This window comes from Pedobacter suwonensis, assembly GCF_007833675.1.
GTDB classification, from domain to species: Bacteria; Bacteroidota; Bacteroidia; order Sphingobacteriales; family Sphingobacteriaceae; genus Pedobacter; species Pedobacter suwonensis.
The window spans coordinates 2,228,146-2,252,861 of record NZ_CP031708.1 but is presented as its reverse complement, the minus strand read 5'-3'; the positions used below and the strand labels follow the sequence as shown (position 1 = coordinate 2,252,861).

At 37.5% G+C, this 24,716-nt stretch carries 18 protein-coding genes; 6 read left to right on the top strand and 12 right to left on the bottom strand.

Features of this window, described 5'->3' with window-relative positions:
- Positions 1–57: 57 nt before the first annotated feature.
- Entirely contained in the window at positions 58–183 is a 126-nt protein-coding gene (locus DV942_RS24005) for a hypothetical protein (protein WP_262987382.1), read from the bottom strand.
- An 86-nt stretch (positions 184–269) separates the two neighbouring features.
- Positions 270–743 (bottom strand): 23S rRNA (pseudouridine(1915)-N(3))-methyltransferase RlmH, encoded by a 474-nt coding sequence (rlmH, locus tag DV942_RS08975; protein ID WP_090983930.1) that lies wholly within the window; start codon positions 741–743, stop codon positions 270–272.
- Positions 744–853: 110 nt separating this feature from the next.
- On the opposite strand from rlmH, the gene DV942_RS08970 reads away from it, so the two are divergent.
- Positions 854–2,671 carry a MutS-related protein gene (locus tag DV942_RS08970; RefSeq protein WP_145856948.1) on the top strand — a complete coding sequence of 606 codons (1,818 nt, stop codon included), beginning with the start codon at positions 854–856 and terminating at the stop codon, positions 2,669–2,671.
- 374 nt (positions 2,672–3,045) lie between these two features.
- Positions 3,046–3,279 (top strand): hypothetical protein, encoded by a 234-nt coding sequence (locus DV942_RS08965; RefSeq protein ID WP_145856946.1) that lies wholly within the window; start codon positions 3,046–3,048, stop codon positions 3,277–3,279.
- Positions 3,280–3,412: 133 nt separating this feature from the next.
- On the opposite strand, the gene DV942_RS08960 is transcribed toward DV942_RS08965, so the two are convergent.
- Positions 3,413–5,953, bottom strand: coding sequence for a PKD domain-containing protein (locus tag DV942_RS08960; RefSeq protein WP_145856944.1), 2,541 nt, complete (start codon positions 5,951–5,953; stop codon positions 3,413–3,415).
- 99 nt (positions 5,954–6,052) lie between these two features.
- Between DV942_RS08960 and DV942_RS08955 the strand changes: the two genes are divergently transcribed.
- Together DV942_RS08955 and DV942_RS08950 are read left to right on the top strand one after the other, a co-directional pair.
- A complete protein-coding gene (locus DV942_RS08955) occupies positions 6,053–7,390 on the top strand; it encodes a GH1 family beta-glucosidase (protein ID WP_145856942.1) in 1,338 nt (445 codons plus the stop codon).
- 48 nt (positions 7,391–7,438) lie between these two features.
- Positions 7,439–7,876, top strand: coding sequence for a putative signal transducing protein (locus DV942_RS08950; protein ID WP_145856940.1), 438 nt, complete (start codon positions 7,439–7,441; stop codon positions 7,874–7,876).
- A 215-nt stretch (positions 7,877–8,091) separates the two neighbouring features.
- On the opposite strand, the gene DV942_RS08945 is transcribed toward DV942_RS08950, so the two are convergent.
- From DV942_RS08945 to DV942_RS08910, 8 genes are all read right to left on the bottom strand, one after another.
- Positions 8,092–10,371 (bottom strand): aconitate hydratase, encoded by a 2,280-nt coding sequence (locus DV942_RS08945; protein ID WP_145856938.1) that lies wholly within the window; start codon positions 10,369–10,371, stop codon positions 8,092–8,094.
- A 193-nt stretch (positions 10,372–10,564) separates the two neighbouring features.
- Positions 10,565–13,330 (bottom strand): bifunctional aconitate hydratase 2/2-methylisocitrate dehydratase, encoded by a 2,766-nt coding sequence (locus tag DV942_RS08940; protein WP_145856936.1) that lies wholly within the window; start codon positions 13,328–13,330, stop codon positions 10,565–10,567.
- Between the two features lie 327 nt (positions 13,331–13,657).
- Entirely contained in the window at positions 13,658–14,260 is a 603-nt protein-coding gene (locus tag DV942_RS08935) for a hypothetical protein (protein ID WP_145856934.1), read from the bottom strand.
- 542 nt (positions 14,261–14,802) lie between these two features.
- On the bottom strand, positions 14,803–15,420 hold the full coding sequence (locus DV942_RS08930) for a matrixin family metalloprotease (protein ID WP_145856932.1): 618 nt from the start codon (positions 15,418–15,420) through the stop codon (positions 14,803–14,805).
- 119 nt (positions 15,421–15,539) lie between these two features.
- The gene (locus tag DV942_RS08925; protein ID WP_145856930.1) at positions 15,540–16,997 is read right to left on the bottom strand and encodes a beta-1,6-N-acetylglucosaminyltransferase; all 1,458 of its coding nucleotides are present in this window, start codon (positions 16,995–16,997) and stop codon (positions 15,540–15,542) included.
- 21 nt (positions 16,998–17,018) lie between these two features.
- Positions 17,019–17,933 (bottom strand): glycosyltransferase family 2 protein, encoded by a 915-nt coding sequence (locus DV942_RS08920; RefSeq protein ID WP_145856928.1) that lies wholly within the window; start codon positions 17,931–17,933, stop codon positions 17,019–17,021.
- A 437-nt stretch (positions 17,934–18,370) separates the two neighbouring features.
- On the bottom strand, positions 18,371–18,844 hold the full coding sequence (locus DV942_RS08915) for a hypothetical protein (RefSeq protein WP_145856926.1): 474 nt from the start codon (positions 18,842–18,844) through the stop codon (positions 18,371–18,373).
- 327 nt (positions 18,845–19,171) lie between these two features.
- Complete coding sequence (locus DV942_RS08910; RefSeq protein ID WP_145856924.1) at positions 19,172–20,119, bottom strand: hypothetical protein; 948 nt, start codon at positions 20,117–20,119, stop codon at positions 19,172–19,174.
- 180 nt (positions 20,120–20,299) lie between these two features.
- Here DV942_RS08910 and DV942_RS08905 point away from each other — a divergent pair, with 180 nt between their 5' ends.
- Positions 20,300–22,618, top strand: a complete 2,319-nt coding sequence (locus DV942_RS08905) for a peptidase domain-containing ABC transporter (protein WP_145856922.1) — start codon at positions 20,300–20,302, stop codon at positions 22,616–22,618.
- Positions 22,618–23,940, top strand: a complete 1,323-nt coding sequence (locus DV942_RS08900) for an HlyD family secretion protein (protein ID WP_145856919.1) — start codon at positions 22,618–22,620, stop codon at positions 23,938–23,940. Before DV942_RS08905 ends, DV942_RS08900 begins: the two co-directional genes overlap by 1 nt.
- Positions 23,941–24,055: 115 nt before the next feature.
- Here the strand turns inward: DV942_RS08900 and DV942_RS08895 are convergent, their stop codons facing one another.
- Positions 24,056–24,712 (bottom strand): polysaccharide deacetylase family protein, encoded by a 657-nt coding sequence (locus tag DV942_RS08895; protein ID WP_145856917.1) that lies wholly within the window; start codon positions 24,710–24,712, stop codon positions 24,056–24,058.
- Between the last annotated feature and the right edge of the window lie 4 nt (positions 24,713–24,716).

Below are 24,716 nucleotides of genomic sequence, written 5' to 3'. Positions count from 1 at the left end.
TTTAATACTGAAAATAAAAAAAACACCAGGCAGTTTGTCTGGTGTTTTTTTATGCGCCTAACCGAAATACCAGATCAAGCCACCAATAATCAGTGAAATGATAATGCTGATCCATAAGTATTTGTTGCTGCCGCCCTGGCGGCTCTTGTACCTGTATTCCCTTTTATATTTATCTAATAACATAGTGTCTTTTTATTTAATGATGATTTATATTTCCTTTTTCCATATCTTATTCCCATCGAACATCTTACCTCAAGCATTTTCCACCATCAAGCATGATGATAAGGTTCCCCCTTTAAGATACTAAATCCGCGATAAAGCTGCTCCACAAAAAACAACCTGATCATCTGGTGCGAAAAAGTCATATCAGATAGTGAGATTAAGCCATTTGCCCGTTTGTAAATACTGTCGTCAAATCCGTAAGGGCCGCCAATAATAAAGATCAAATGTTGAACACTGCCGATCATCTGTTTGTTTAAATAGCTGGAAAATTCAACCGATGAATATTTTTTTCCTTTCTCGTCCAGTAAAATTACCATATCGCCATTATTGATCTGCTTATGTAGCAATTCTGCCTCTTTTGCTTTTTGTTGCGCTTCACTCAGGTTTTTAACATTTTTTACATCAGGTATGGCTAAAAAACTAAAGTTGATATAATGTTTTAGCCGGTTGATGTATTTCTCAATTCCTTCAATTAAATATTTATCTTCAGTTTTGCCAATGGCGATAAGGGTAATCTTCATTTAATAATTTGCCTATCTTTAGGATTTTGAAATTCAAACTTAGAGAAATTGTAACAAAAAAGACAATCTATCGATCTGATACCTTCGGAAATATATACAAAATAAAGTTTATGCAGAAACTACAAGAAGCCATAATAGCCGGTTACCAGGAGAAAATCAATGAGGTTACTGCCCACATAGATCGAACAAAAAAACTGATCGATCAGCTTTCCTTATTGCGTATAGGCTTGTTTCTGGCTGAAATTTTATTTTTTGTTTTGCTGCTGCGTTCAGCAGACGACAACCTGCGCACATTAATCCAGATTTGTTTAGTACTGCCGGTTATTGCCTTTGCATTTGTAGTTCGCAGACAAAGCCGGTTGGATCGTGAAATCGATTATAAAAAACAACTTTTATGGGTTTATCAAAACGAATGGAACATGCTGCATGGTGACCCTAACGGATATGACCATGGTAAAGCATTCGATGCTGAACAGCATCCTTATACATCCGATCTTGATATTTTTGGTACCTCATCACTGTTTGCGCTCACCAACCGTTGCAGTACCAAAACCGGCATCAGGTTGCTGGCTAAAAATTTTTCAGAGAAAACGACAAGGGATCGGATATTGCTCCGGCAGGAAGCCATAAAAGAAATAAAACATCATATAGTAGAAACCTATAGTTTCAGGGCTAACCTGCATGGCTACGATCCCGAAAAAATAGAGCAGATCAAAGTGCAGCTAAAAAACCAGTTGGGTGAACAGTTGAGCTTTGTTAAAGGATCTTTTATACGGTTTTATGTTAAGCTGGTGCCTTATATTTCTATTGCTATGATACTGACTGCAATTTTGGTGAGTAGTGTGTTCTGGAAAGTTTTAGCGCTTTTGGTTGTAATCCATATTGGGTGGAACGTATTGATGGGCTCAAAAATAAACAAAGTGTTTTATAGCTTCGGCGGAAGTTCGAATCAGCTAAACGGATATGCAAGGGCTATTTTATGGACGGAAAGCCAAAATTGGAAAAGCAGCTACACACTAAACTTACTTGATTCGGAAATTCCGGTGAGTAAGGAGATTAGATCTTTAACAAGGATTATCGAAAATTTTGATGCCAGGCTAAATATCATCGTGGGAGGTATACTCAATGCGCTTTTACTTTGGGATTTAAAATGCTGCATTAATTTAGACAATTGGTATCAATCATCTTCAAAAGATGTAATTACTGCACTTGACCATCTGGGCGATTTTGAAGAATTGATTTCGCTGGCTACAATGGCTTACAATCGGCCAGATTGGGTATTTCCGGTCATTACCGATCAGTTTGCATTGGCTACTACTCATATTGGTCATCCGCTTATTCATCAGGAGGTAAGGGTAAATAACGATTTTCGGGTGGAGGCCAAACCAACTGTTGATATTGTAACAGGTTCTAATATGGCTGGTAAAAGTACTTTTCTGCGCACTTTGGGCATTAATATGGTGCTGGCTTATGCAGGGGCGCCGATTTGTGCCCAAAAAATGCAATTAGCTGTTTTTTCCATCAATACCTATATGCGGATTAAAGATTCGCTGAACGAAAGTACCTCTACCTTTAAAGCAGAACTGAACCGTTTGAAGATGATTTTGGATAATGTGGTAAAAGATAAAGACACTTTTGTGTTGATTGATGAAATGCTTCGGGGCACCAACAGCCGCGATAAGTATTTAGGATCAAAAGTGTTCATCCAAAAGCTGATTGCTGAAAACACGCCTGCACTTTTTGCTACTCACGACCTGCAACTGGCTGATCTGATTATCGATCATCCCGAAGCAGTCCGGAATTTTCATTTTGATATCCAGATTACAGATGGAGAAATGAGATTTGATTATCTGTTAAAACACGGTCCGTGCAAAACTTTTAATGCTGCTATTTTGCTGAAAGAGATTGGATTAAAGCTGGAAGATTGATAAATGATTCCAGATTTTGCCAGCTGTAAGTGGTCTAAGATCTGACAATCTTACCTTGTAACAAAAAATAGTTTGATCAATCAGACCGCTTAAAACCAGACTGTACTAAAAACGTAGCGAAAAAATCAGAGAATTTGTATCTTAGTACACCTAAGCTCAATCTAAATTAAATACGCTATGAAAGAAGCGTCAATTATTCTTTAAAAGTAACATTAACTACTTTATTGTTTTGCCTCCCTATCACTTTTGTCATTATGATGGGGTATATAAATCTGCTGTCGCTTGTATCTGCAAACTACAATTTCAACGTTAATCTTGATATAAAAGACGCTGGCGTATTCCTTTTATTAACTTTTTGTGCACTTTTATTTAACATGAGGAAGATCGATGGTAAAACTAAGATAGTTTATAATAAACGCACTATTGCAGGTAAAGCCTTTGTTGCGTCAGTTATGATCTTTTTGGTGTACCTGTTGTTATTTGGAAAATTAAGGTACCTTTCAATTGATGAATTTGTGATTACCTATGGACCTACGTTTCTCATTACCATTGTCAGCATGATAACTTATCCGCTAAGAAATGAAGACAGCCAGACTGAATTCGTTTAGAATTAGCTGTTTAATAGTTGTGAATTCAGATAATTGTGGTGTCTAATTTCGGTGCCTGATGTTACCATCTGGCACTAAGAAAATATTTTTTTCCATCATCCAGCTTTAGATCGAATGAAGGTATTTTGACAAGTTACCTGATTAAGGTTACTGAACCTGAATATTTAATGTTTTTATTTAATAAGTCAAGGCCAGAAATGATGTAATAATAAACACCAACTGGCAGTTCGTTACCCTTATAAGTACCATTCCAATTTTCAAATATGTTATTGGTAAAGAATATTTGGGTACCAAGGCGATTGTAAATATGAATGTTATATTTTTTGAGGTTGGTTACACCAATAACCAATTCGTCATTAATCCCATCACCATTTGGCGAAAACGCGTTAGGAACAAATGTAGATGTATTCTTTTTGATAATCAGATCGCCTTGGGTGACCGAATTAGAGCACCCGTTTTTAGAAAATGCAGTTAAAGTAATTCGGAATACTCCATCGGTTTGATAAATATGGGTTGGGCTTTTTTCTGAAGAGCTAAAACCGTCACCAAAACGCCATTCATAAAAATCCCCGTCAACTGAGGTATTGGTAAATGTTATGGGTACAGGAGCCGAAAATTTTACATTAAAAGAGGGTTCGGTATAAAAGTTAGAAATTGGAATTCTGGCAATAGCCGGAATGACGATAGTTGCAGGGGCAGAGCTGCAAGATCCTGATGTTAATACGACCTGATATTCTCCGGCCACATTAAAATCTGTTATCGGAATTTCAATGGCATTTGTGCTGGCAGAATAATTGTTTGGCCCGGTCCACGCATAAGTGATCCCTTCTTGTGCCGGTACCGATAATTTTATAATATCTTTTAAACAAAAAGCAGGTTGATTAATAGTTATTTCTGGTTTTTCCGGTTTCACTTCTACTAAAATGTCTTTTGTAAAAGTTGATAGGCAGCCATTATTGGTTTCAACTGTTAGCGTGATTGTTTTAAGTCCAGGGTTGGTAAAGGTTATTGTTTTGCTGTCGTTACCCGTGGCAACCTGGCTTTTTATTCCCCGGCCAAAATCCCAGGTAAGCTTTGTATAATTTTTAGAGGCATTGATAAAAGAAAAAGATTGGTCGGTTTCGCACTTATTATTCACCTCAATCGAAAACATTGCTTCAGGTTTTAAATCGACCGATAAGATTTCCACCGAATTTATCTCACTCACACAATCCCCAACCTGAACATAAAGCTTATAGGTACCAGCTATCTCAGGTCCGATTGCCGGAATTTCGGGATTTTGGCTTGTCGAATTAAAATTGTTTGGGCCTGACCAGTGGTAGCTCGCCAAATTTAAAAAGGGAGTACTTAGTTTTAGTACGTCCCCCTGGCATAAATTCACATTTGATGCGCTTATTGCTGGTTTTTCAGGTGTATTTGCTACAATAAACGTTTGCGTGGTCACTACATTGCAACCGTTTGTACCTTTGGCTTCTAAAACCACAATCTTCTCTCCCGGAGTGCTGTATGTTATGGTAAATGGCCCTGATGTGGTGGCAGAAGCCAGGCTTGCCCCTTCGCCAAAAGACCATTTTAAGGTGGCGAAGTTTGATGCTCTGCTTTCAAAAATGTAGGCCTGGCTGTTGGTACATGGATTTAACTTTTGCACATCAATTTCGGCAGTTGGACCCGCGAAATCTGCCGTACCACCGAATTCTAAAGTAAAGCCATTATTACCTCCCGAGTAATTATCGATGAGTAGCGCATAAACATGATCCTGTTCGAGCTCTACGTATTTCACAAAGCCATTTTGGCCAGCAGGGCATCCTGATGCTTCAGTTAAATCTGTTTCCGTCATGCTCAGGCCGGTTTTATAATAAGAAGGACTGCAATCTACACCACTGCCCGATGCACAACGTATAGCTGTTGCGCCACTAACTTTACTGCAATCTCCGTTTATGCCTAAATCATAAAAAATCCAATCAATATCATTTGAGGTTACCGTAGGCGTGATTACAAAAGTCAAATCACCGGACTTGGAAGCCTTAAACATATACCAGGCGGAGTTAGATTCTTTACCCAGGCAGGTTCCGGCCGATTCTCGATTGTTAACTCCTGCTCCCGTTACATTAAGCTGTGTAAAGGTTTCTTTTGTGCATAGTACCGAGAAGGTTCCACAATCTTGCCCCGGTTGTATGGGTGGGAAATAATTATCAATACAAAGTTTAAAGGTACCGGTAGCATCGTTCGCTGCACTTACCCTAACATAGTATACCTGGCCCACTGTTAAAGCGCCTTTGTATAATGAAATAACATTATTTGATGTAGCTTGCGAGCCAGCCTGCTCGCTTATCGAGCCTGTTGCCGCATCAAACGAATATAGGGCCACCAATGGGGCAATCAGGGTATTTTTACTAGCGGCATCAATTTTTCCGCTAACAGAAATATTAACATCAAACTTAGATGCGGTAAACTTATACCATACATCCTTTCCAACCGATGGCCAGTTTAGGGCTTTATTATAGTTACTTGCTGTAGCTTCTAAATTGTTAAATTCGGCATCCGCACTACAATATGCACTCGTATTGGTAATATTTATGGCATTTATCAGTTCATCATTAAGAGGTGGTGCAAATTTTCCAAAGGCAGCGAGATTTAGTAATACCAATAGAAAAGAAATGAATGAGTAGCGCATGGGTAAAAATATTAAAAATTGTTTTTATTTCGAATCATTTTGCTTGTTAATGATTTGTTAATATTAAACTCGCAACTTATGGCAATTAATCGGTAAACAATGGTTAAAGCAAGTGATTTTGGTTCGGATTTTTTGTGGGGAGTAGCGACTGCTGCGGCGCAGATAGAAGGTACAGCAACACAGTACGGTAAAGGCCCATCCATCTGGGATACCTTTACGGCAAAAAACGGAAAGATTAAAAAGAACCATAAATTAGATCCTGCCTGCGATTTTTATCATCGTTATGCCGAAGATGTCGCGCTCGTTAAATATCTGGGATTTAATGTGTTTAGGTTTTCTATCGCATGGGCAAGGATTTTGCCCAATGGAAGAGGAGAAGTAAACGAGGAAGGCATCCGTTTTTACCATCATCTTATTGATGAATGTCTATCACAAGGAATCACACCTTATGTTACACTCTATCACTGGGATTTGCCCCAGGCCTTAGAAGATGAGGGTGGATGGACGAGCTTTAGCATTAATGCAGCCTTTAATGCCTTTGTTACGATCTGTGCACTAGAATATGGCGATAAAGTAAAAAACTGGATCGTACTGAATGAACCGTTTGGTTATACTTCTTTGGGTTATATGCTTGGAATACATGCACCGGGGAAAACAGGCTTGACCAATTTCTTTCCTGCAGTATTGCATACGGCTTTAGCACAGGCCGATGGCGCCAAAATTTTACGTGCCGAGGTGGCCAATGCTAACATCGGAACTACATATTCCTGCTCAGAAATAATCCCTTATACCGAAAGCGATAATGATGTACTGGCTGCAAAGCGGATAGATTGTTTAATGAACCGTTTGTTTGTAGAGCCTACCTTAGGCATGGGTTTTCCTACGGCAGATTGGGATGTACTTGAAAAATTCCAGATTGAGTATGGTACCTGGCGATTGCAGGAAAGGATGAAGTTCGACTTTGATTTTGTCGGTCTTCAAAACTATTTTCCGTTAACGGTGAAATACAATGCTTTCATCCCGGTCATCCAGGCCTGGGAAGTGAAAGCCAAGAGCAGAAAAAAACCGCATACGGCAATGGGTTGGGAAATTAATGCCGATAGCTTTTACAATATAGTAAAACAGTTTGCAGCCTATCCGGCCATCAAAAATATTATCATTACCGAAAATGGCGCTGCCTACCACGATAAATTAATTGATAAGCGTGTAAATGATCCGGAACGGATAGAATATTTTAAACTTTACCTTTCAGCACTGCTCAAACTAAAAAATGAAGGAGTAAATATCGCGGGTTACATGGCCTGGACATTAATGGATAATTTTGAATGGGCCGAGGGTTTCACCGCCAGATTTGGGCTGGTTTATAATGATTTTAAAACCCAGGAACGTACCATTAAAGATTCGGGCTACTGGTGGAAAGAATTTCTCAAAACATAATTGATTTTCAGCCATTCTGATTATAAAACAAATTCTTATGTTTGGAGTATGGATGATAGAACCGTAGTTTATAGCACCTATTATAACCCGATGGAGGCCAATATCATAAAAGCCAAATTGGAAGATAGCGGATTTGCCTGTTTCCTGGCTGATGAAAATGTTTCCACAATCCAGCCGCTCTACAACCAGGCCATTGGTGGTGTTAAACTCATTGTTTTTGAACGCGATGTGGAAGCCATTAATGCTTTGTTGGCTGAAGACAATAGTTTGGATTTTGAATCAACAGATGAAATTACCGGTGAAGAAAAATCAGCCGAAGGTAAAACCGTTTGTGAAAAATGCGGCTCTACCAACGTAGGCTATGGTATGGCAACCGATAAAAAATATAGTCTTTGGGCAACCATATTAGCTTTTTTAACTTTTACTACCCCAATCAAAGCCAATAAGTGCCATCATTGTTATGATTGTGGATATGAGTTTGAGTAGATTTTATCTTGTTATCTTTCCTTTATTTTGAGAAAGTTTTTAATACATATTCCTAAGGCAATCGTCATGCTGAACTTGTTTCAGCATCTTTTTAGCAGGAAAGACCCTGAAATAAATTCAGGGTGACGTCTATAATACCAGGGTGATGAGTTTTAGCAAAAAATCCCGTTTTGACTTAACAAAACGGGATTGATATCCTACATGCGGACTTCAGACTATAACGCTGCCTTCGCCGCTGCTTCAGCCCTGATGATGTTCAACGCACCACCAGCTTTAAACCACTCAATTTGTTGTGCATTATAACTATGGTTAACAGCAAACTGCTCTGTAGTACCATCTTCATGGTGTAATACCAGTGTTAACGGTTGGTCAGGAGCAAACTCGGTTAAACCTAAAATGTCTACCGTATCACCTTCTAAAATTTTATCGTAATCGTCTTTATCGGCAAAAGTTAAGGCCAGCATACCTTGTTTTTTAAGGTTGGTTTCGTGGATACGGGCAAAAGATTTTACCAATACGGCACGTACGCCCAGGTGACGTGGCTCCATGGCTGCATGCTCACGTGATGAGCCTTCGCCGTAGTTTTCATCACCCACTACGATTGAGCCTAAACCAGCAGCTTTATAATCGCGTTGTGTAGCTGGTACCGGACCATACTCGCCAGTTAACTGGTTTTTAACGGTATCTGTTTTATCGTTGAAATAGTTTACCGCACCAATTAGCATATTGTTAGAGATATTGTCCAGGTGGCCACGGAACTTTAACCATGGGCCTGCCATCGAAATATGGTCGGTTGTACATTTACCTTTAGCTTTGATCAGGAGTTTAAGCCCTTTCAGGTCGGTGCCTTCCCAAGGTGCAAACGGATCTAACAATTGTAAACGGTGCGAAGTTGGCGAAACCAAAACCTGTACCTGCGAGCCGTCAGCTGCCGGTGCCTGGAAACCTGCATCTTCTACCGCGAAACCTTTGGTTGGCAATTCATAGCCGGTAGGCGGGTCTAATTTAACCTGCTCGCCTTTATCGTTAGTTAAGGTATCTGTTAATGGGTTAAATCCTAAATTACCTGAAATGGCGATGGCTGCCACCATTTCCGGCGAAGCTACAAAAGCGAAAGTATTCGGGTTACCATCGGCACGTTTGGCAAAGTTTCTGTTAAATGAGTGTACAATGGTGTTTTTTTCCGCTTTCTCTGCACCTGTACGGTCCCACATACCAATACATGGACCGCAGGCATTGGTAAATATTGTTGCATTCAAATCTTCGAAAGTTTTTAAATAACCATCACGGTCTGCAGTATAACGCACCTGCTCAGAACCCGGGTTAATACCAAACTCTGCTTTGGTGGTTAAACCTTTAGCAATGGCCTGGTTGGCAATAGAAGCTGCTCTCGATAAATCTTCGTATGAAGAGTTGGTACAAGAACCGATTAAACCCCATTCTACTTTTAATGGCCAGCCATTTTTCTCTGCTTCCGTTTTCATTTGCGAAACCGGAGTAGCCAAATCTGGTGTAAAAGGGCCGTTTAAGTAAGGTTCCAAGGTATCTAAATCAATCTCGATCACCTGATCGAAATAATTTTCAGGATCGGCATAAACTTCCGGATCACCCGTTAAATAAGCAGCAATTTTATTTGCTTCATCTGCCACTTCGTTTCGGTTGGTAGCGCGTAGGTAACGTTCCATGCTCTCATCATAACCAAAAGTAGATGTGGTTGCACCAATTTCGGCACCCATGTTACAAATGGTACCTTTACCGGTACAGCTCATGGAAGTAGCGCCATCGCCGAAATATTCTACAATAGCTCCGGTACCACCTTTTACGGTTAAAATACCAGCTACTTTCAAAATCACATCTTTGGCAGCCGTCCAGCCGTTTAATTTACCGGTTAGTTTTACCCCGATCAATTTAGGGAATTTTAGTTCCCATGGTAAACCCGCCATTACATCACAGGCATCAGCACCACCAACACCAATAGCCACCATGCCTAAACCGCCGGCATTTACCGTGTGCGAATCGGTACCGATCATCATTCCACCCGGGAAAGCATAATTCTCCAGTACTACCTGGTGGATGATACCAGCGCCTGGTTTCCAGAAACCGATACCATATTTGTTGGATACAGATGATAAGAAATCAAAAACCTCTGCACTTTCCGTTTTGGCGTGAGGTAAATCTATCGCCGCGCCTTCTTTGGCTGTAATTAAGTGATCGCAATGTACAGTAGAAGGCACAGCAACCTTCGGACGGCCCGCCTGCATAAATTGCAATAAAGCCATCTGCGCGGTAGCATCCTGCATCGCTACGCGGTCTGGTGCAAAGTCTACATAATCAGATCCACGCTTAAACGCCTTTTTAGGATCTCCATCCCAAAGGTGTGCATACAATATTTTTTCAGATAATGTTAAAGGTCTGCCCACAACTTTACGTGCAGCCTCTACGCGGCTACCGAAGTTTGCGTACACCTTTTTAATCATGTCTATATCAAAAGCCATACTTAAATTTTTATAATTATTATCAATAAGGTACTCTCTAAAGTAAACAATTTTAAACAGATTAATTTTTGAGATTTGTCATAATATCTTATTTAAAACCATTCTATGCAATTATTTATGCAAAATAAAAGGCCATCAGATTTTCTCCGATAGCCTTTTCTAAAAGTTAACAAATAATATGCTTTTTTGTTTCTTATTGTTTTGTAGAAATAGGGGTAAACTTGGTTAGGTTAATGCCATCTACTGCTAATTTATATTCTTCGATGCTTGGAATGCGACCCAGGATAGCTGAAAGCACCACAACAGGGGTAGAAGCCAGTAATGATTCTCCTTTTTTGCCGTCTCTGTCTTCTACCACACGTCCCTGGAATAAACGGGTAGAAGTAGCCATCACAGTATCGCCTTTAGCAGCTTTTTCCTGGTTACCCATACAAAGGTTACAGCCAGGGCGCTCCAGGTACATGATGTTCTCGTATTCGGTACGCGCTACACTTTTAGGCAAGGCATCGCTAAACTCAAATCCTGAGTATTTCTGTAAGTATTCCCAGTCGCCTTCTGCTTTGAGTTCATCAATAATATTGTAAGTAGGAGCAGCCACTACCAGTGGTGCTTTAAACTCTACCTTACCAGTTTGGCTCTCTACGTTTTTTAATAATTGTGAAACGATTTTCAAATCGTCTTTGTGTACCATGCAAGAACCTACGAAACCAAGGTCTACTTTTTTATCACCACCGTAAAAAGTTAAATCTCTGATGGTATCATGCGTATAACGTTTAGAAACATCCGCATTGTTCACATCAGGGTCGGCAATCATAGGTTCGTTGATTAAATCCAGGTCGATTACTACCTCTGCATAATATTTGGCATTTGTATCAGGCATTAAAGCGGGTTTAATACCGGTTTTAATTTCCTCGATACGTTTGTTCGCTTTGTTAATCAATCCCTGAAGCACCTGGTTATGGTTGTCCATACCTTTGTCAATCATGATCTGGATACGGTTTTTTGCAATTTCCAGCGATTGGATTAAAGTATCATCCTGCGAAATACAGATCGAAGCTTTTGCTTTCATTTCAGCAGTCCAGTCGGTAAAAGTAAAGGCCTGATCGGCCAGTAAAGTTCCGATGTGTACCTCGATGATCCTGCCCTGGAATACGTTTTCACCATCAAACTGTTGCAGCATCTGCAGTTGTGTGGCATGTACCACATCACGGAAATCCATGTGTGCTTTCATCTCGCCCTTGAAAGTTACTTTTACTGATTCCGGAATCGGCATAGAGGCTTCGCCGGTAGCTAGTGCCAACGCCACTGTACCAGAATCGGCGCCGAAAGCCACACCTTTTGACATACGGGTGTGTGAATCGCCACCAATGATGATTGCCCATTCATCAATTGTAATATCATTCAATACTTTGTGGATAACATCAGTCATTGAATGATAAGTACCTTTAGGGTCACGCGCCGTAATCACCCCGAAATCATTCATGAACTTCATCAGTTTTGGGATGTTTGCCTGTGCTTTTTTATCCCATACAGATGCCGTGTGGCAACCTGACTGGTAAGCACCGTCAACAATCGGTGAAATTACCGTTGCAGCCATAGCCTCTAATTCCTGAGCCGTCATCAAACCGGTAGTATCCTGCGAGCCTACAATGTTTACTTCTACGCGCACATCAGAACCGGCATGTAAAACCTTACCTGGTGTTAAACCTACCGCATTTCTGTTAAATATTTTCTCTACAGCAGTTAAACCCTGACCCTCAACAGATACTTCTTTAGCCGGAGCAAATACAACCGGAGCTTCTATCCCTAAAGTTTTGGCCGCAAAGGTTTGGATTTTCTTGCCAAAAACGATGGCGTAAGAGCCACCCGCTTTAATGAATTCCATTTTTTGCGGCGTTAAAGCTTTTGAAATATCAATCAGCTCCTGATCGCCGTTATATAATTTTTTGGTTCTGGTATTAATGGTAAGCACCGTTCCGGTAGCTACTGAATATACTTCTTCTAAAACCGGTTCATCATTTTCATTGCGCACTACATTTCCATTCTCATCGGTTTTCTTTACCCAGTTTTTAAGGTCGATACCAATACCACCTGTCACATCAACTGTGGTTAAAAAAATAGGCGAAATACCATTGGTACCACCAACAATTGGTGCAATGTTTACAAATGGCACATAAGGACTTGATCTTTTACCTGTCCAAAGGGCCACATTGTTTACGCCCGACATACGTGAAGAACCTACGCCCATGGTACCTTTTTCGGCTACCAGCATCACGCTTTTATCGGGATGTTGTGCCTGAAGGTCTTTAACGGCCTGTTGTGCCTCTGGTGTAATCATGCATTTTCCGTGTAATTCACGATCAGAACGCGAGTGCGCCTGGTTACCCGGAGATAATAAATCCGTAGAAATATCGCCAATACCCGCGATAAAGGTTACTACCTTAATTTCTTCAGCAACAGGAGGTAATCCGGTAAAAAATTCGGCTCTGGCATAACTTTCCAGTATTTCTTTGGCTATGGCATTGCCGTTGTGGTAAGCCTCCTTTAAACGGTCGGTATCGGCATCGTATAAGAATACCTGTGTTTTAAGCACATCGGCAGCTTTTTTGGCTTTATCACCATTGTCTGCCAGGGCAATATCCAACAAAACTTTAATGGAAGGACCACCCTTCATGTGAGATAAGAGCTCGAAAGCAAAATCAGGTGTAATCTCTGCAACAACAGTTTCACCTGCAATAATTTCTTTTAAGAACTGGGCTTTAACACCTGCTGCGGCCGTGGTACCCGGCAAGGTATTGTATATGAAAAAATTAACAGCATCTGCCCTGTTAAAATTATTTACATTTTTGATCTGATCGATGATTTCGCTTAATAAATCGGCGCTATCAATAGGTTTAGGATGAAGACCCTGGATTTTACGTTCTTCAATCTCTTTAATATAATCGTTATAAATACTCATCTTAGCTATTTATCCTTTTTCGCGGAGTGTTATATATCAATACACTTTCCCAAAGAATACTATTAATTGTGATTAATTTGTGGTTATAGGCCAAAAAAGTGAATTTTTTGGATGGAACAAAAATAATAAAAAGCAATCTTTTTATCGGACATGAGTAGGTGATTACGTAATTTGGAATTGTTCTAAATTGCCGATTGAGCCTTAAACTGTGATCCTTTAGCTAAGAAAACAAGAAACAACGCGAGTACAGTTCATGAATATTATAACTACCTTACCAGATTAAAAACGCCAAGGCATTCGTCATTTATTTTTCAGAACTTATGGTGCCTAGTTATTGATTATACTTTGATGAATGATTTGAAAGGGTATCCAGTAATGGTAATGAATCTGGTCTGCACCTTTAACAACTTTTAAATAGGATTGCTTATACCTGTTTTCGGTGGGTTTTAGGTTTTTTCTGGTATATTTAACCCACTTCACTTTTGCCTTAACAATAGCATATTCATTGAAAGGAGGGATAGGTTTGGGTAAAGCCGTGAAACTGGAAAATTTTAGTGCTTCTAAATAGGAAATATTTTTGTTAAAATCAGAAATGCTGATGCCATCTTGAGTACGATCTATAAAGGCACCACCGTTTATTATTAAATCATCTATAGAAGTGATAAACATTCCATTAAATTGATCTGGCTGATCTCCTGTAATGTTCTTTAATAGATCAGGCACGGTTTGGTTCAAATCACTGATGGTGATTAATTTTCTGTTATCATCAACAGGTGTTTTTAGCGTATCCTGGTTTGTCTTTAACTGTATGAAAAATACCGACATGGTTACGGTGTCGGTTTTAACCTGTGCAGCTACAGCTGTTGAGCATATCAACAATAAAATAAATGCACAGATTTTGTGGGTTGAGGGAGTGATTCGATAGAACATAATTTTTAGATTAGATAAATATTTAATGAAAGCTTGTTAAATTTGTTTGTAGCGGTGTTATTGTCGAAGGTTTAGCAATAATTTTAGATGATTTCTTAACAGGTCATAGACTAGCAAATCTTTATATTCAGGCAGGATAATATATTCTGCTTTCGGTTTAATAACAACCTAACCTATGTAAACGGACGTTTTATTATTCTTTTCACAATTGCTCACCGTAGTTTATCATTAACGATATTATATGGATGCTGCACAGCGTGCCTTTCCATATCTACGTGAGTAATATTATTGCTTGCTAGTGTATGGAATGGAGTATGATTATCCTTACAAGAAAGAAAAAGTAGTTCTTGTAGAGACAAACTATACTATTTAAACTCCTTTTGCTTTCTTATTGCAATCATAATTATGGTTGCATAAATTTTCATCCTAATTGCATTTTAGTTAATCACAACTAATATTTATTTTATCTAACCAACGATAGTTTATTATCTACTTTTTAACAAAACCTCATCTTTATTTGAGGATTTTCAATTGTTATTATATTACCAATTTCTATTTCGAATTACATTTTCCAAATCTTCTTGTGTTAGCCCAGAATTAGAGTTGCCGGTTACAGATGCCGTCATCCCTGAACTACTGCTTGTTGAATGATTTAATCCTAATAAATGACCTATTTCATGACTTATAACTTTTGAAAGTGAACTATTACTCATTGAAACATTGAATGGATCAATAGTTGCGACTACGGAACCAGCATCACCCAAAATAGGTGCACCACCAACTGAACTTGTTAGATTACCCGTTTTTATTAGTCCTGAATAACTGCTATTTGCTCCGGCATCGTTTTGAGCTGAAGCAGTATTTGCAGATATGGTCGCCACTGCATTATATCTATACATTTTCCCATTCACTGTAAGTCCATTTGAACTTATTGTATTAATACTGTTTATCGATGAATGTATACTATTTTGCATATCAAGTGATAAATCATTTCCATAATAAATAGGTATTGTAATAATAAAAGGGTCATTGCTTGTACCTGTTCCTGAAGTAACAGCTCCGATATCGCCACCCTTTAAATTTCTTTGCTGTTCTTGAGAAAGAGTTTCCATTTCTTTTTCCAGCATTTCGAATGCGAGCCTTGCTTTAGATTTGTTCATAATCGTTAATTTTAAGAGATTAATAATATAATAATTTTAGCTACATTGATATAGCAATTTATTAACATAGATTACTTGTTTTTTATCTTTATCGGGATTATTTTTTGAGTAGGTATTTTCTACTCAATTATATTTATCTTTCCAAGGTTGAATCCCGCTTTGTTTAAAAGACTTGGTAAAAGTACATCATGATGGCCCGACCAGCCAGCAGAAAGGCAACAATGTATAAATTCCAATGCCGAATTGGAGATCCTATAAATGGTATTATCAGATTTAATTAGTTCCTGATCAGCTATTGGTTTTAATTTATAAATTAAACTTTGCCACCAGGGCCAATCCTTTAATTCTTCCCGGCTTTTAAACGAGAGGGAAAGAAAATCTGCATCCGATTGTTCAATGTGTAGGAAAAAGTGATTCAATTCATCAGATGAATAAATTTCTGAATTTATAATCCAATAATATTCATAGTCTGGATACTCCAGAAAAACTCTGAGCAAGGGAAAATGCACATTTGCAGGAAATATATCTTCTGAAATTGCAAAATATCCGAGGTTGTGAAGGATGTCATTGCTAAAAGCAATACAATCTTTAAGTGGCCAACCTTTAAGAAGTTCAGAATTGCTATCCTGATGGTAGAGCAACCGAGTTGTTTTGGACGATAAAAATTTTTTGGCCTTAATAATTGGGCTTTTATCATTTCCAGAAATAATAAATAAGAATACTTCTCCCTTGTTATCAGAAGATTGTCCGTCCGGAATTTTCCCGCTTTTTAAAAAGGCCTCGTCTATTGTTTTTAAAATTGACCTGGATTCGATAATATCAAATTTTCTAGCAAAAAGTGCTTTACTTCTGGTTATAATGTTTTTGTCAGAAGAGGTTAACATCCTTGGATGCATAAAAGGCGCATCCCACCGCATCATCTTCAAACAAGAATTAACTAGGTTTTGCTTAATGAAATTTTCAGTTGAATTTAAAAGCAAGGTTTGAAAGAAGCTTTCATCGGGTAAATACACCTGTTTGAAGTAACGGATATAATCGGGATGTGCTTCCAGGAAATTTAATATATAATGGATCAAGTTTATCGGAAATGACCACCATTGAGATCCTGAATATAAATGCTCGATATATTGTGGTTTCGGAATTTTAGGAAATCTCATCAAACCGCCCCCAAGTCTTTTTAAAAAGGGCAATTTTACATAGTTTATGAAAATTTTATTTCTGTTCGCCGAAAAATATGAATGGATATGTTTAGATGATTTAATCGGATAATCCTGCCCACTTAATAATATAATTCTATCTGTTGTTAGGTTATTTAAGATGAATTGAAAAGCATTAAGGCACGCCTGAATCATATCATAACTTGCCCAGCTGCTTTTAACCCTCTTGTCCAAAAAATATACTTTTTTATCATTCTTGAGCACCTCATGAAAGTCGTCAATAGAAACTGATGCATCGATGTGTATGACGAAATTTACTTCGGGACCTCTAAGTGCATTGATCAGACGACTGATTTGCAAGGGCATTTTATGTGCCAAAATCAAATAGGTTATTTTGGGAAAATGAGCTTTAGCTGTCATGATGAGATGCGTTATTTAATACTATTCGTTTATTCCACAATAAGACTTCAGAATTTCCTTTCTGAAATTTTCGAGCCATTCGCTGGAATATTGCTGTTTTAAGATTGTAGAGGTAAAAATTTTATCATACCATTTCTTTAATTCAGCTACGCTCACTGTATCTCTAAATTTAAAATTCCCCATCCCAAAACAAACAGATCCATGAAGCATGAGTTCTCTGGCATTATGTTCAACAGTAATTTTATCTAATTCTCTGGACATGAGTGATAACACAGAAGTTTTTAGCGTTGCTTGATTTTTGCTGCAGCTGTTATTGACGTGCCATCTATAACTTAAATAAATTCCTTTTAGATTGTTTACTTTAGAAACTTCTGAAAACCTTATCCATAATTCATGATCTTCGCAATATGGAAATTTAGTGCTGTATTTTAACTCTTTGGCTATTTCAGCGCGCATTGTTATTGCAGCATGATGAAACTGGTTCCTAAACATCAGCGAAAGCTTTAAAAAGTCAGGGTCATTTCGGGTATGAACGGTATCTCTATAGATACCGCTTCCATCCATGATCTGATAACTTCCCCCAATCATTCCAAAATCGGGGTTGTTCTCCAAAAATTCAATTTGCTCTGTCAATCGGTTACCCAGCATAACATCGTCAGCATCCATGCGGGCAATGTATTTTCCTTTCGCCAGTTTAAGTCCACGGTTTAGTGTAGGCACGATTCCTAAATTAGATTTATTTTGATAATACCGAAGATTTGTAATTTCTAGTGATCTTATAATTTTTTCTGTTTGATCAGTACTTCCATCATCAATAAGGAGTATTTCATAATCATCATAATTCTGACGTAAAATACTACCTAAGCATTCCAGCAGGTAATTCCCACAATTATAGGATGGAATAAGAATAGTGGTTTGAGGCGTTTTAGGTTTCATATTGTTTGTACTTTTCTTAAATAGTTTGGCAAATAGTTTTATCCTTTTAAAAAATCTCTCAAGAGGGATAAAACTAAAAATATTACAAACTGAACAATAAATAATCTAACCGTATTTCTGCTTTTTTTACTAATAGTGAAAGAGTAATCTTCATTATCTCCCTTCTTTTTAAATTTAAAAATGTAAAAAACGATAAGGTAAGCCAAAATCGACTGAATTATAACGTCAATATAAAGCCATGGTTTCTGAAAATGAAAATTGATTATGCCAGGCCATAATATATCCACGATAATAGTAAGACTTAATAAAGTTATCGTTAGCATAAGCGAAAATATCATGGCAGCTAAAAGATGGGTAAGATTGTTATACCCATCTTTTTTTAAAAAAAATTGAAGATCGCCTGATAATACTTTTCCACTTGAACAAAAATTATACGGTTAGTTTTTTATTGCATTCTCCAAAATGTCATACCTAGATATTTTAGGAGATTCATCATCATAGGATTTCAAGATGAATCTTTCTTTTGTTTTTCCCTTGGTTCGGTGTACATTGTAAGTTATCACAAATGTTTTAAACAAGTGGCCATTATTATTACTCGCAAGCGTTTGGCAGTTTAATAAATCAACTGACTTAATTCCACCAATTCTGGTATAATAACTCCTATAAAAACTGTATAAAGTTGTAGTATCTAATTTTCTTTTGAAAGTATCTGAATAAAAACTTAATGTGTTAGCAAAGTCATTTTTTTTGAGTTGATCATAAAATTGATTTATGCTTTTTACTGCCATATGCTGATCCTCTTTTTGGTTAATTCTACTTGTAGTGAATGTACATGAGATGATGACAAGTGTGGAAAAGGCTAAGGCTAATTTATAATATATTTCGTATCTGGTAAATGCAACTTTGCGCATGACAAATATTAATTATTAAAATTTAAGTGACTTACCATTTTGAGTAATGATAACATAGTATAAATTTCCTTTATTCTTAATTATGGTATCATTTATCCTAACCTTATCAAAAAATTCTTGTCTCACGGATCCTAAAAAAAAATATTGGCCATTCACTTTTACTGAAACTTCATTCTTTTCATAATAAAGAATTTTTTCAATTTTGCCTTTAAATTGTTCGTTCAGTACTCTTCTTTTTTCCAGAAAAGTACTGAATATCATTATCATCATGACAATCAAAATTATAGATATAAAAATAATCTGCCAAGATCTCATCTAATTTTAATATTAAAAATCCCAAACCATCGGTTTACCATTTATATAAATTAAATACGTTTCACTTTTACCTCCTGAACCGCCAGCTCCTGGTCCGACTCCTAAAGATGCTCCAATCCAAGTTGGAACAATAGTGTTAGGATTGCTGGATGGTGATATCCATCCTCCTACGCCAACAGCTTCCAAGTCTAATGATGCATCATATCCCGTACCTAGTAATGAATTTAACGAAATATTTTCAGCATCGCCCAGAAAACGGCCTACAGAAAGGTTTGCAGATGCATCGGCGTGTAATCCTGCTCGAAAACTACCACTCCATGTTAGTGATACACTAGCATCACCTCTTGTTATAAAGTTAATAGCTAATGTTTGTCCACTACCAATAAGTGGAACGAAATTGGCAGAAACATTAATACTTATTAAATCAGGAATTAGCGCCCTCATAACTGGCCCATTCCAAATATCCGTTAAGGTTTGCATTAACTCGGAAGATATTGATCCTGGAGTTCCACCGCTTTGAGGGGTTAAGTAACTGCCACTATTTGAATTTCTATTTCCAAGATAGCTAATGCCTCCACCGCCTCCACCACCACCGTAATTTCCATTGCTATTGTATCCGTTGCTGTTATAACCATTACTATTATAACCCGTACTAGAATATTGCCCGGTATTATAACCTGTGCTAGATGTTTGATTTTTCCAGTACAGGTAATCGCTGTACATATTGTTTAACGTACTATTGCCATTACTCGTAACGGTTACCTCGTTCAAGGGATTAAAGGCTGTCCAGGTAGTTTCACCTTCGTATTTGTAATAGAAGTTTCCTTGTGAGTCTATTCCCCAAATGGTACTGCCATCACTACTGGTACCCCCAAGATACCGGGTTGTTTCTTCTGGAATAAGAAGTTCCATTTCTTTTTCTAACATTTCGAATGCGAGCCTTGCTTTAGATTTTATCATCAATAATATTGATTAAGTGCTATTAATTTTTTAGGTGGTAAATGTAAACACACAACATTATGGCGAATTTTCATATTTTAACCAATACTTATTAGATATTGACATTTATTCTGATTTGGAATACTTTATTTGGTAATCATCAGCTTAAAGTAACATTTTTGTGCTATCTAATTTTAACGCATGAAATACAGTGCTTTCCCTTCTGATCGTCAAATGGATATGATGGACTGTGGTCCATCCTGTTTGAAAATGATCGCCAAACATTATGGAAAATTTTATAGTTTACAATACCTCCGGGATAAATGCGGGGTAACCAAAGAGGGTGTTTCTTTTGCAGATCTTAGTCATGCTGCGGAAGAAATTGGCTTGAGAAGTTTATCTTTAAAATGTAGCATTGATGATTTGTTATATAAAGTTCCATTACCGGTTATTGTCCATTGGGACAATAGTCACTTTATTGTTGTTTATGAGGCTAAGGCAAAAAGAACGAATAATAATACAGAGCACCTAAACCCTTATGATCATGCTGATGCTACTATCTATGTTTCTGATCCAGCCAAAGGCCATCTTAAATATTCAGCAACTGAGTTCGCCTCGAAGTGGTTAAAGAAAGAAGCTAAAGTAAATACCGAAGGTGTTTATGAAGGGGTTCAGGCTAGTAGGGGCGTATTAATGGCCATAGAACCTATGGCCGATTTTTATGAACGAAGCGATAGCGAAAAAACAGAACGTAAAAAGACTTTTCAGAATTTTATAGGTTACTTTCATCCGTACCGGAAAAATTTTGCAAACCTGTTTATCGTGATGCTCCTCGTTACAATACTTCAAGGGTTCCTGCCATTTATCAGTAAGTCTGTTATTGATGTAGGGATACAGACACATGATCTTGATTTCATAAATATTGTATTATTGGCCAATATCGCCATTATAATAAGTGTATTGTTGAGTAACATGGTGCGCGACTGGATTCTGCTTCACGTAACTTCCCGTGTCAATATTGCGCTTATTTCTGATTATCTAATTAAATTAATGCGATTACCTATAACCTTTTTTGAAAATAAAATGGCGGGTGATATTCTACAACGGGCACAGGATCATGAACGCATCAGGGCCTTTATCATGAACAATTCGTTGGGTATGCTTTTTTCTGCCTTAACATTCGTGGTTTTTGGAGTTATCATGTTCATCTATAACACCACCATCTTTTGGATTTTTCTGGGCGGTAGTGCAATCTATGTGCTTTGGGTAATGGCGTTTCTAAGTATTCGCAAAAAACTTGACTGGGAATATTTTGAATTGGTTAGTAAAAACCAAAGTTATTGGGTAGAAACCATTGGTAGCATACAAGATATCAAGATTAACAATTATGAGAAGCAGAAAAGATGGAAGTGGGAAAATATTCAGGCACGGCTTTATAAGGTCAACCTTAGGGTTTTAAGCATTACCAACACACAAAATTTAGGAGCTCAGTTTATTGATCAGCTAAAGAATCTTTTTATAACCTTTTATTGCGCCAAAGCGGTAATTAATGGTCAAATCACTTTTGGGGTGATGATTTCAACTCAATTTATTATCGGAATGCTTAATGCGCCAGTGCAGCAATTCATACAGTTTATCATTTCTTTTCAGTTTGCAAAATTGAGTTTTCTACGCCTCAATGAAATTCATCAATTGGAAGACGAGCATGATCATGTTGGCACAAACCATGTAGAGCTGCCTGAAAATAAAAGTTTGATTGTTAATAATGTTGCCTTTCAATATACACCTGCAGGAAAGCTAGTTTTGCAAGGTGTCAGGCTTATTATACCTGAAGGTAAAGTAACGGCAATAGTTGGAGATAGCGGAAGTGGAAAATCTACATTATTAAAACTATTGCTGCGTTTATATAAACCAAGCTATGGAGAAATCAAAATTGGTGATATGAATATCAACAATGTGAGCCTCAGGCAATGGCGAAATAAATGTGGTGCCGTAATGCAGGACGGAAAAATTTTTAATGATTCTATCTTAAACAACATTGTATTGGATGATGAACATATAGATTATGAAAAGTTAAAAAAAGCTTTAAGTACCGCCAATATCGCACAGGAGATCGAAGCTTTGCCCTTGGGGTATCAGACTATGATGGGAGAACAAGGCCGTGGTTTAAGCGGAGGGCAAAAACAAAGAATTTTAATCGCAAGAGCATTATATAAAGATCCGGATTACCTTTTCTTTGATGAAGCAACTAATTCTTTAGATACCATCAATGAGAAAAAAATAACCGACGCACTTGATGATGTTTTCAAAGGAAAAACAGTTATTGTGGTTGCACACCGTTTGAGTACCATAAGAAAGGCAAACCAGATTATTGTTATGCAGGGAGGTATGGTTGTGGAAATTGGAAATCATGAGACACTGATGGAAAGGAAAGGTCGCTACTTCCAACTCGTTCAATCTCAAATTGCAGGACTCGAAGGCTTTGAAAACTTAATCAATACACCTGTAATCTCGATCTGATGGAAAATACTAAGTTAGATATAGCACTTCAATCTGAAAGAAGTGAAGAAGTGCAGCATATTATTGAACGCATGCCTCACCGTTTCGGTATCTGGGTAACGCTGATCGTACTTTTTTTGTTTATGCTGATGGCTGTTTTCGGCTGGATAGTGCGTTATCCAGATGTAGTTCAAGGTCAGATTACCATTAATGCTAATAGCGCACCATTAAAATTAGTTTCTAATACCTATGGTAAATTGAAAATAGTGAATGTCAGATCTATGGATAATGTAAAGGCAGAACAAATTATAGCTTATATTGAAAATGCAACGCAACCTAAAAATGTTGATTATATATCTAAACTGCTTAAAGACTATAATCCAAATGGCGGCAATGTGATGGAGCTGTTTAGTCATCTGCCTAAGAATTTTTCATTAGGAGACTTAAACGTTAAATATTATGCATTTACGTCAGCACTTCAACTATATATTAATTATCAGAAAGATCATCTTTATGATAAAAAAGATGCTAGCTTGAAAGAAATCTTAAACGAACAGGAAAAAGCAATTAAGGTCGCGAAACAAAGAATAACCATGTCCGAAAATAATTTGAATTTTACTCATAAATTTTTTAGGCGCGACTCTATTCTATTCACCAAGAAAGTAATTAGCGAAGCCGAATTAGATAAAACACAAATCAACTATATTTCGGCTAAAGATGCGTATCAAAGTGCCTTAAGTAATCTGACTGGCCTGAGGCAAAACCTTCAACAAACAACCAATCAATTAGATGAACTATATATTACAAAACCTGAAAAAGAAAAGGAGTTAAAAATAGCCCTTATTTCATCTTATAATGACTTGGTAGACAATATTAAAGTTTGGGAACAAAAGTACTTATTTAAGGCTCCATTTGATGGAAAAATACAGTTTCTTAAATTTTATACTGAAAATCAATTTATTCAAAGCGGAGAACCAGTTTTTACGGTTATTCCTAAACAAGATCAGCTGATTGGACAGTTAACAATTGCTTCCCAAGGTGCAGGAAAGGTAAAGGAAGGGCAAGAGGTTATTGTAAAATTGGATAACTTTCCATATAATGAATATGGTTCCGTTACCGGAAAAGTAAAGTCTATATCATTAACTTCAAATCTAACTAAAGTAGAAAAAGGCGATATAGAATCATATCAGGTTTTAGTTGATTTCCCTAACGAGTTAAAAACTAATTATGGGACAGCTTTGAAAGCCAAGCCTGAAACAAAGGGAACCGCAGAAATTATTACATCGGATAGGAAGCTAATGGAAAGGTTATTTGATAATTTAAAGTATGCCATATCCAAATAATATCGTTCAATTCCGTACAGTTTTGTCCGTTTTCGAACAGCTTCTCATTGGTAATCTGGCAGAAAGCCTGTTTCAGCTTACTGGAGCAGGTATGCCTGACTTGGCACAACAATCGCTAAAGCGTAGCGAAAGTGAAACCCTTTTCGGTAAAATAGGCTAAAACCCTGGGCAATGCATATTCCAAACGATCAAATGCTTTTAAGCTATCATGAAAAACTATGATAGAACCATTTTCGGTATGTTTGATCACATTCTGGTAGCATTTTTCGGGCGAGAGGTTAATGTCGAAATCACCGCTGAGTACATCCCACATGACGATTTCTAGTCCTAAGTCGGTAGTCTTTAGTCCTGAGTCAAACCCGAAATTTAGGACTTTAGACTTTAGACTTCGGACTTGGGACTTTTTGATCCTCCCGTAAGGTGGACGGAAAAGATTAGATTGTGTAAGTTCCTGGCACTTAAGCGTGTTTTCCAGATAGGTTTCATCATCGGTTTTCCATCCTTTTAAATGATTGAAAGTGTGGTTGCCAATGGCATGCCCGTCGGTTTTTACACGTTCAAAAACCCTGGGATGTTTAACAATATTATCACCGATGCAAAAAAAAGTAGCTTTAGCATTAAAGACTTTCAGAGTTTTTAATACAAAATCTGTAACATTGGGTATAGGTCCATCGTCAAAGGTCAGATAAATAACTTTTTCGGTGCGGGGTTTATTCCATAACAGCGATGGATAATACCATTTTAGCAGAAGCGGTGATTTGATCAGGTACATTTAA

Excerpts from the sequence above, each read along its gene's own strand:
- DV942_RS24005 (WP_262987382.1), bottom strand. The coding sequence starts at position 183 with ATGTTATTAGATAAATATAAAAGGGAATACAGGTACAAGAGCCGCCAG.
- rlmH (WP_090983930.1), bottom strand. The coding sequence starts at position 743 with ATGAAGATTACCCTTATCGCCATTGGCAAAACTGAAGATAAATATTTA.
- DV942_RS08970 (WP_145856948.1), top strand. The coding sequence starts at position 854 with ATGCAGAAACTACAAGAAGCCATAATAGCCGGTTACCAGGAGAAAATC.
- DV942_RS08965 (WP_145856946.1), top strand. The coding sequence starts at position 3,046 with ATGAGGAAGATCGATGGTAAAACTAAGATAGTTTATAATAAACGCACT.
- DV942_RS08960 (WP_145856944.1), bottom strand. The coding sequence starts at position 5,953 with ATGCGCTACTCATTCATTTCTTTTCTATTGGTATTACTAAATCTCGCT.
- DV942_RS08955 (WP_145856942.1), top strand. The coding sequence starts at position 6,053 with ATGGTTAAAGCAAGTGATTTTGGTTCGGATTTTTTGTGGGGAGTAGCG.
- DV942_RS08950 (WP_145856940.1), top strand. The coding sequence starts at position 7,439 with ATGGATGATAGAACCGTAGTTTATAGCACCTATTATAACCCGATGGAG.
- DV942_RS08945 (WP_145856938.1), bottom strand. The coding sequence starts at position 10,371 with ATGGCTTTTGATATAGACATGATTAAAAAGGTGTACGCAAACTTCGGT.
- DV942_RS08940 (WP_145856936.1), bottom strand. The coding sequence starts at position 13,330 with ATGAGTATTTATAACGATTATATTAAAGAGATTGAAGAACGTAAAATC.
- DV942_RS08935 (WP_145856934.1), bottom strand. The coding sequence starts at position 14,260 with ATGTTCTATCGAATCACTCCCTCAACCCACAAAATCTGTGCATTTATT.
- DV942_RS08930 (WP_145856932.1), bottom strand. The coding sequence starts at position 15,420 with ATGAACAAATCTAAAGCAAGGCTCGCATTCGAAATGCTGGAAAAAGAA.
- DV942_RS08925 (WP_145856930.1), bottom strand. The coding sequence starts at position 16,997 with ATGACAGCTAAAGCTCATTTTCCCAAAATAACCTATTTGATTTTGGCA.
- DV942_RS08920 (WP_145856928.1), bottom strand. The coding sequence starts at position 17,933 with ATGAAACCTAAAACGCCTCAAACCACTATTCTTATTCCATCCTATAAT.
- DV942_RS08915 (WP_145856926.1), bottom strand. The coding sequence starts at position 18,844 with ATGCGCAAAGTTGCATTTACCAGATACGAAATATATTATAAATTAGCC.
- DV942_RS08910 (WP_145856924.1), bottom strand. The coding sequence starts at position 20,119 with ATGATAAAATCTAAAGCAAGGCTCGCATTCGAAATGTTAGAAAAAGAA.
- DV942_RS08905 (WP_145856922.1), top strand. The coding sequence starts at position 20,300 with ATGAAATACAGTGCTTTCCCTTCTGATCGTCAAATGGATATGATGGAC.
- DV942_RS08900 (WP_145856919.1), top strand. The coding sequence starts at position 22,618 with ATGGAAAATACTAAGTTAGATATAGCACTTCAATCTGAAAGAAGTGAA.
- DV942_RS08895 (WP_145856917.1), bottom strand. The coding sequence starts at position 24,712 with ATGTACCTGATCAAATCACCGCTTCTGCTAAAATGGTATTATCCATCG.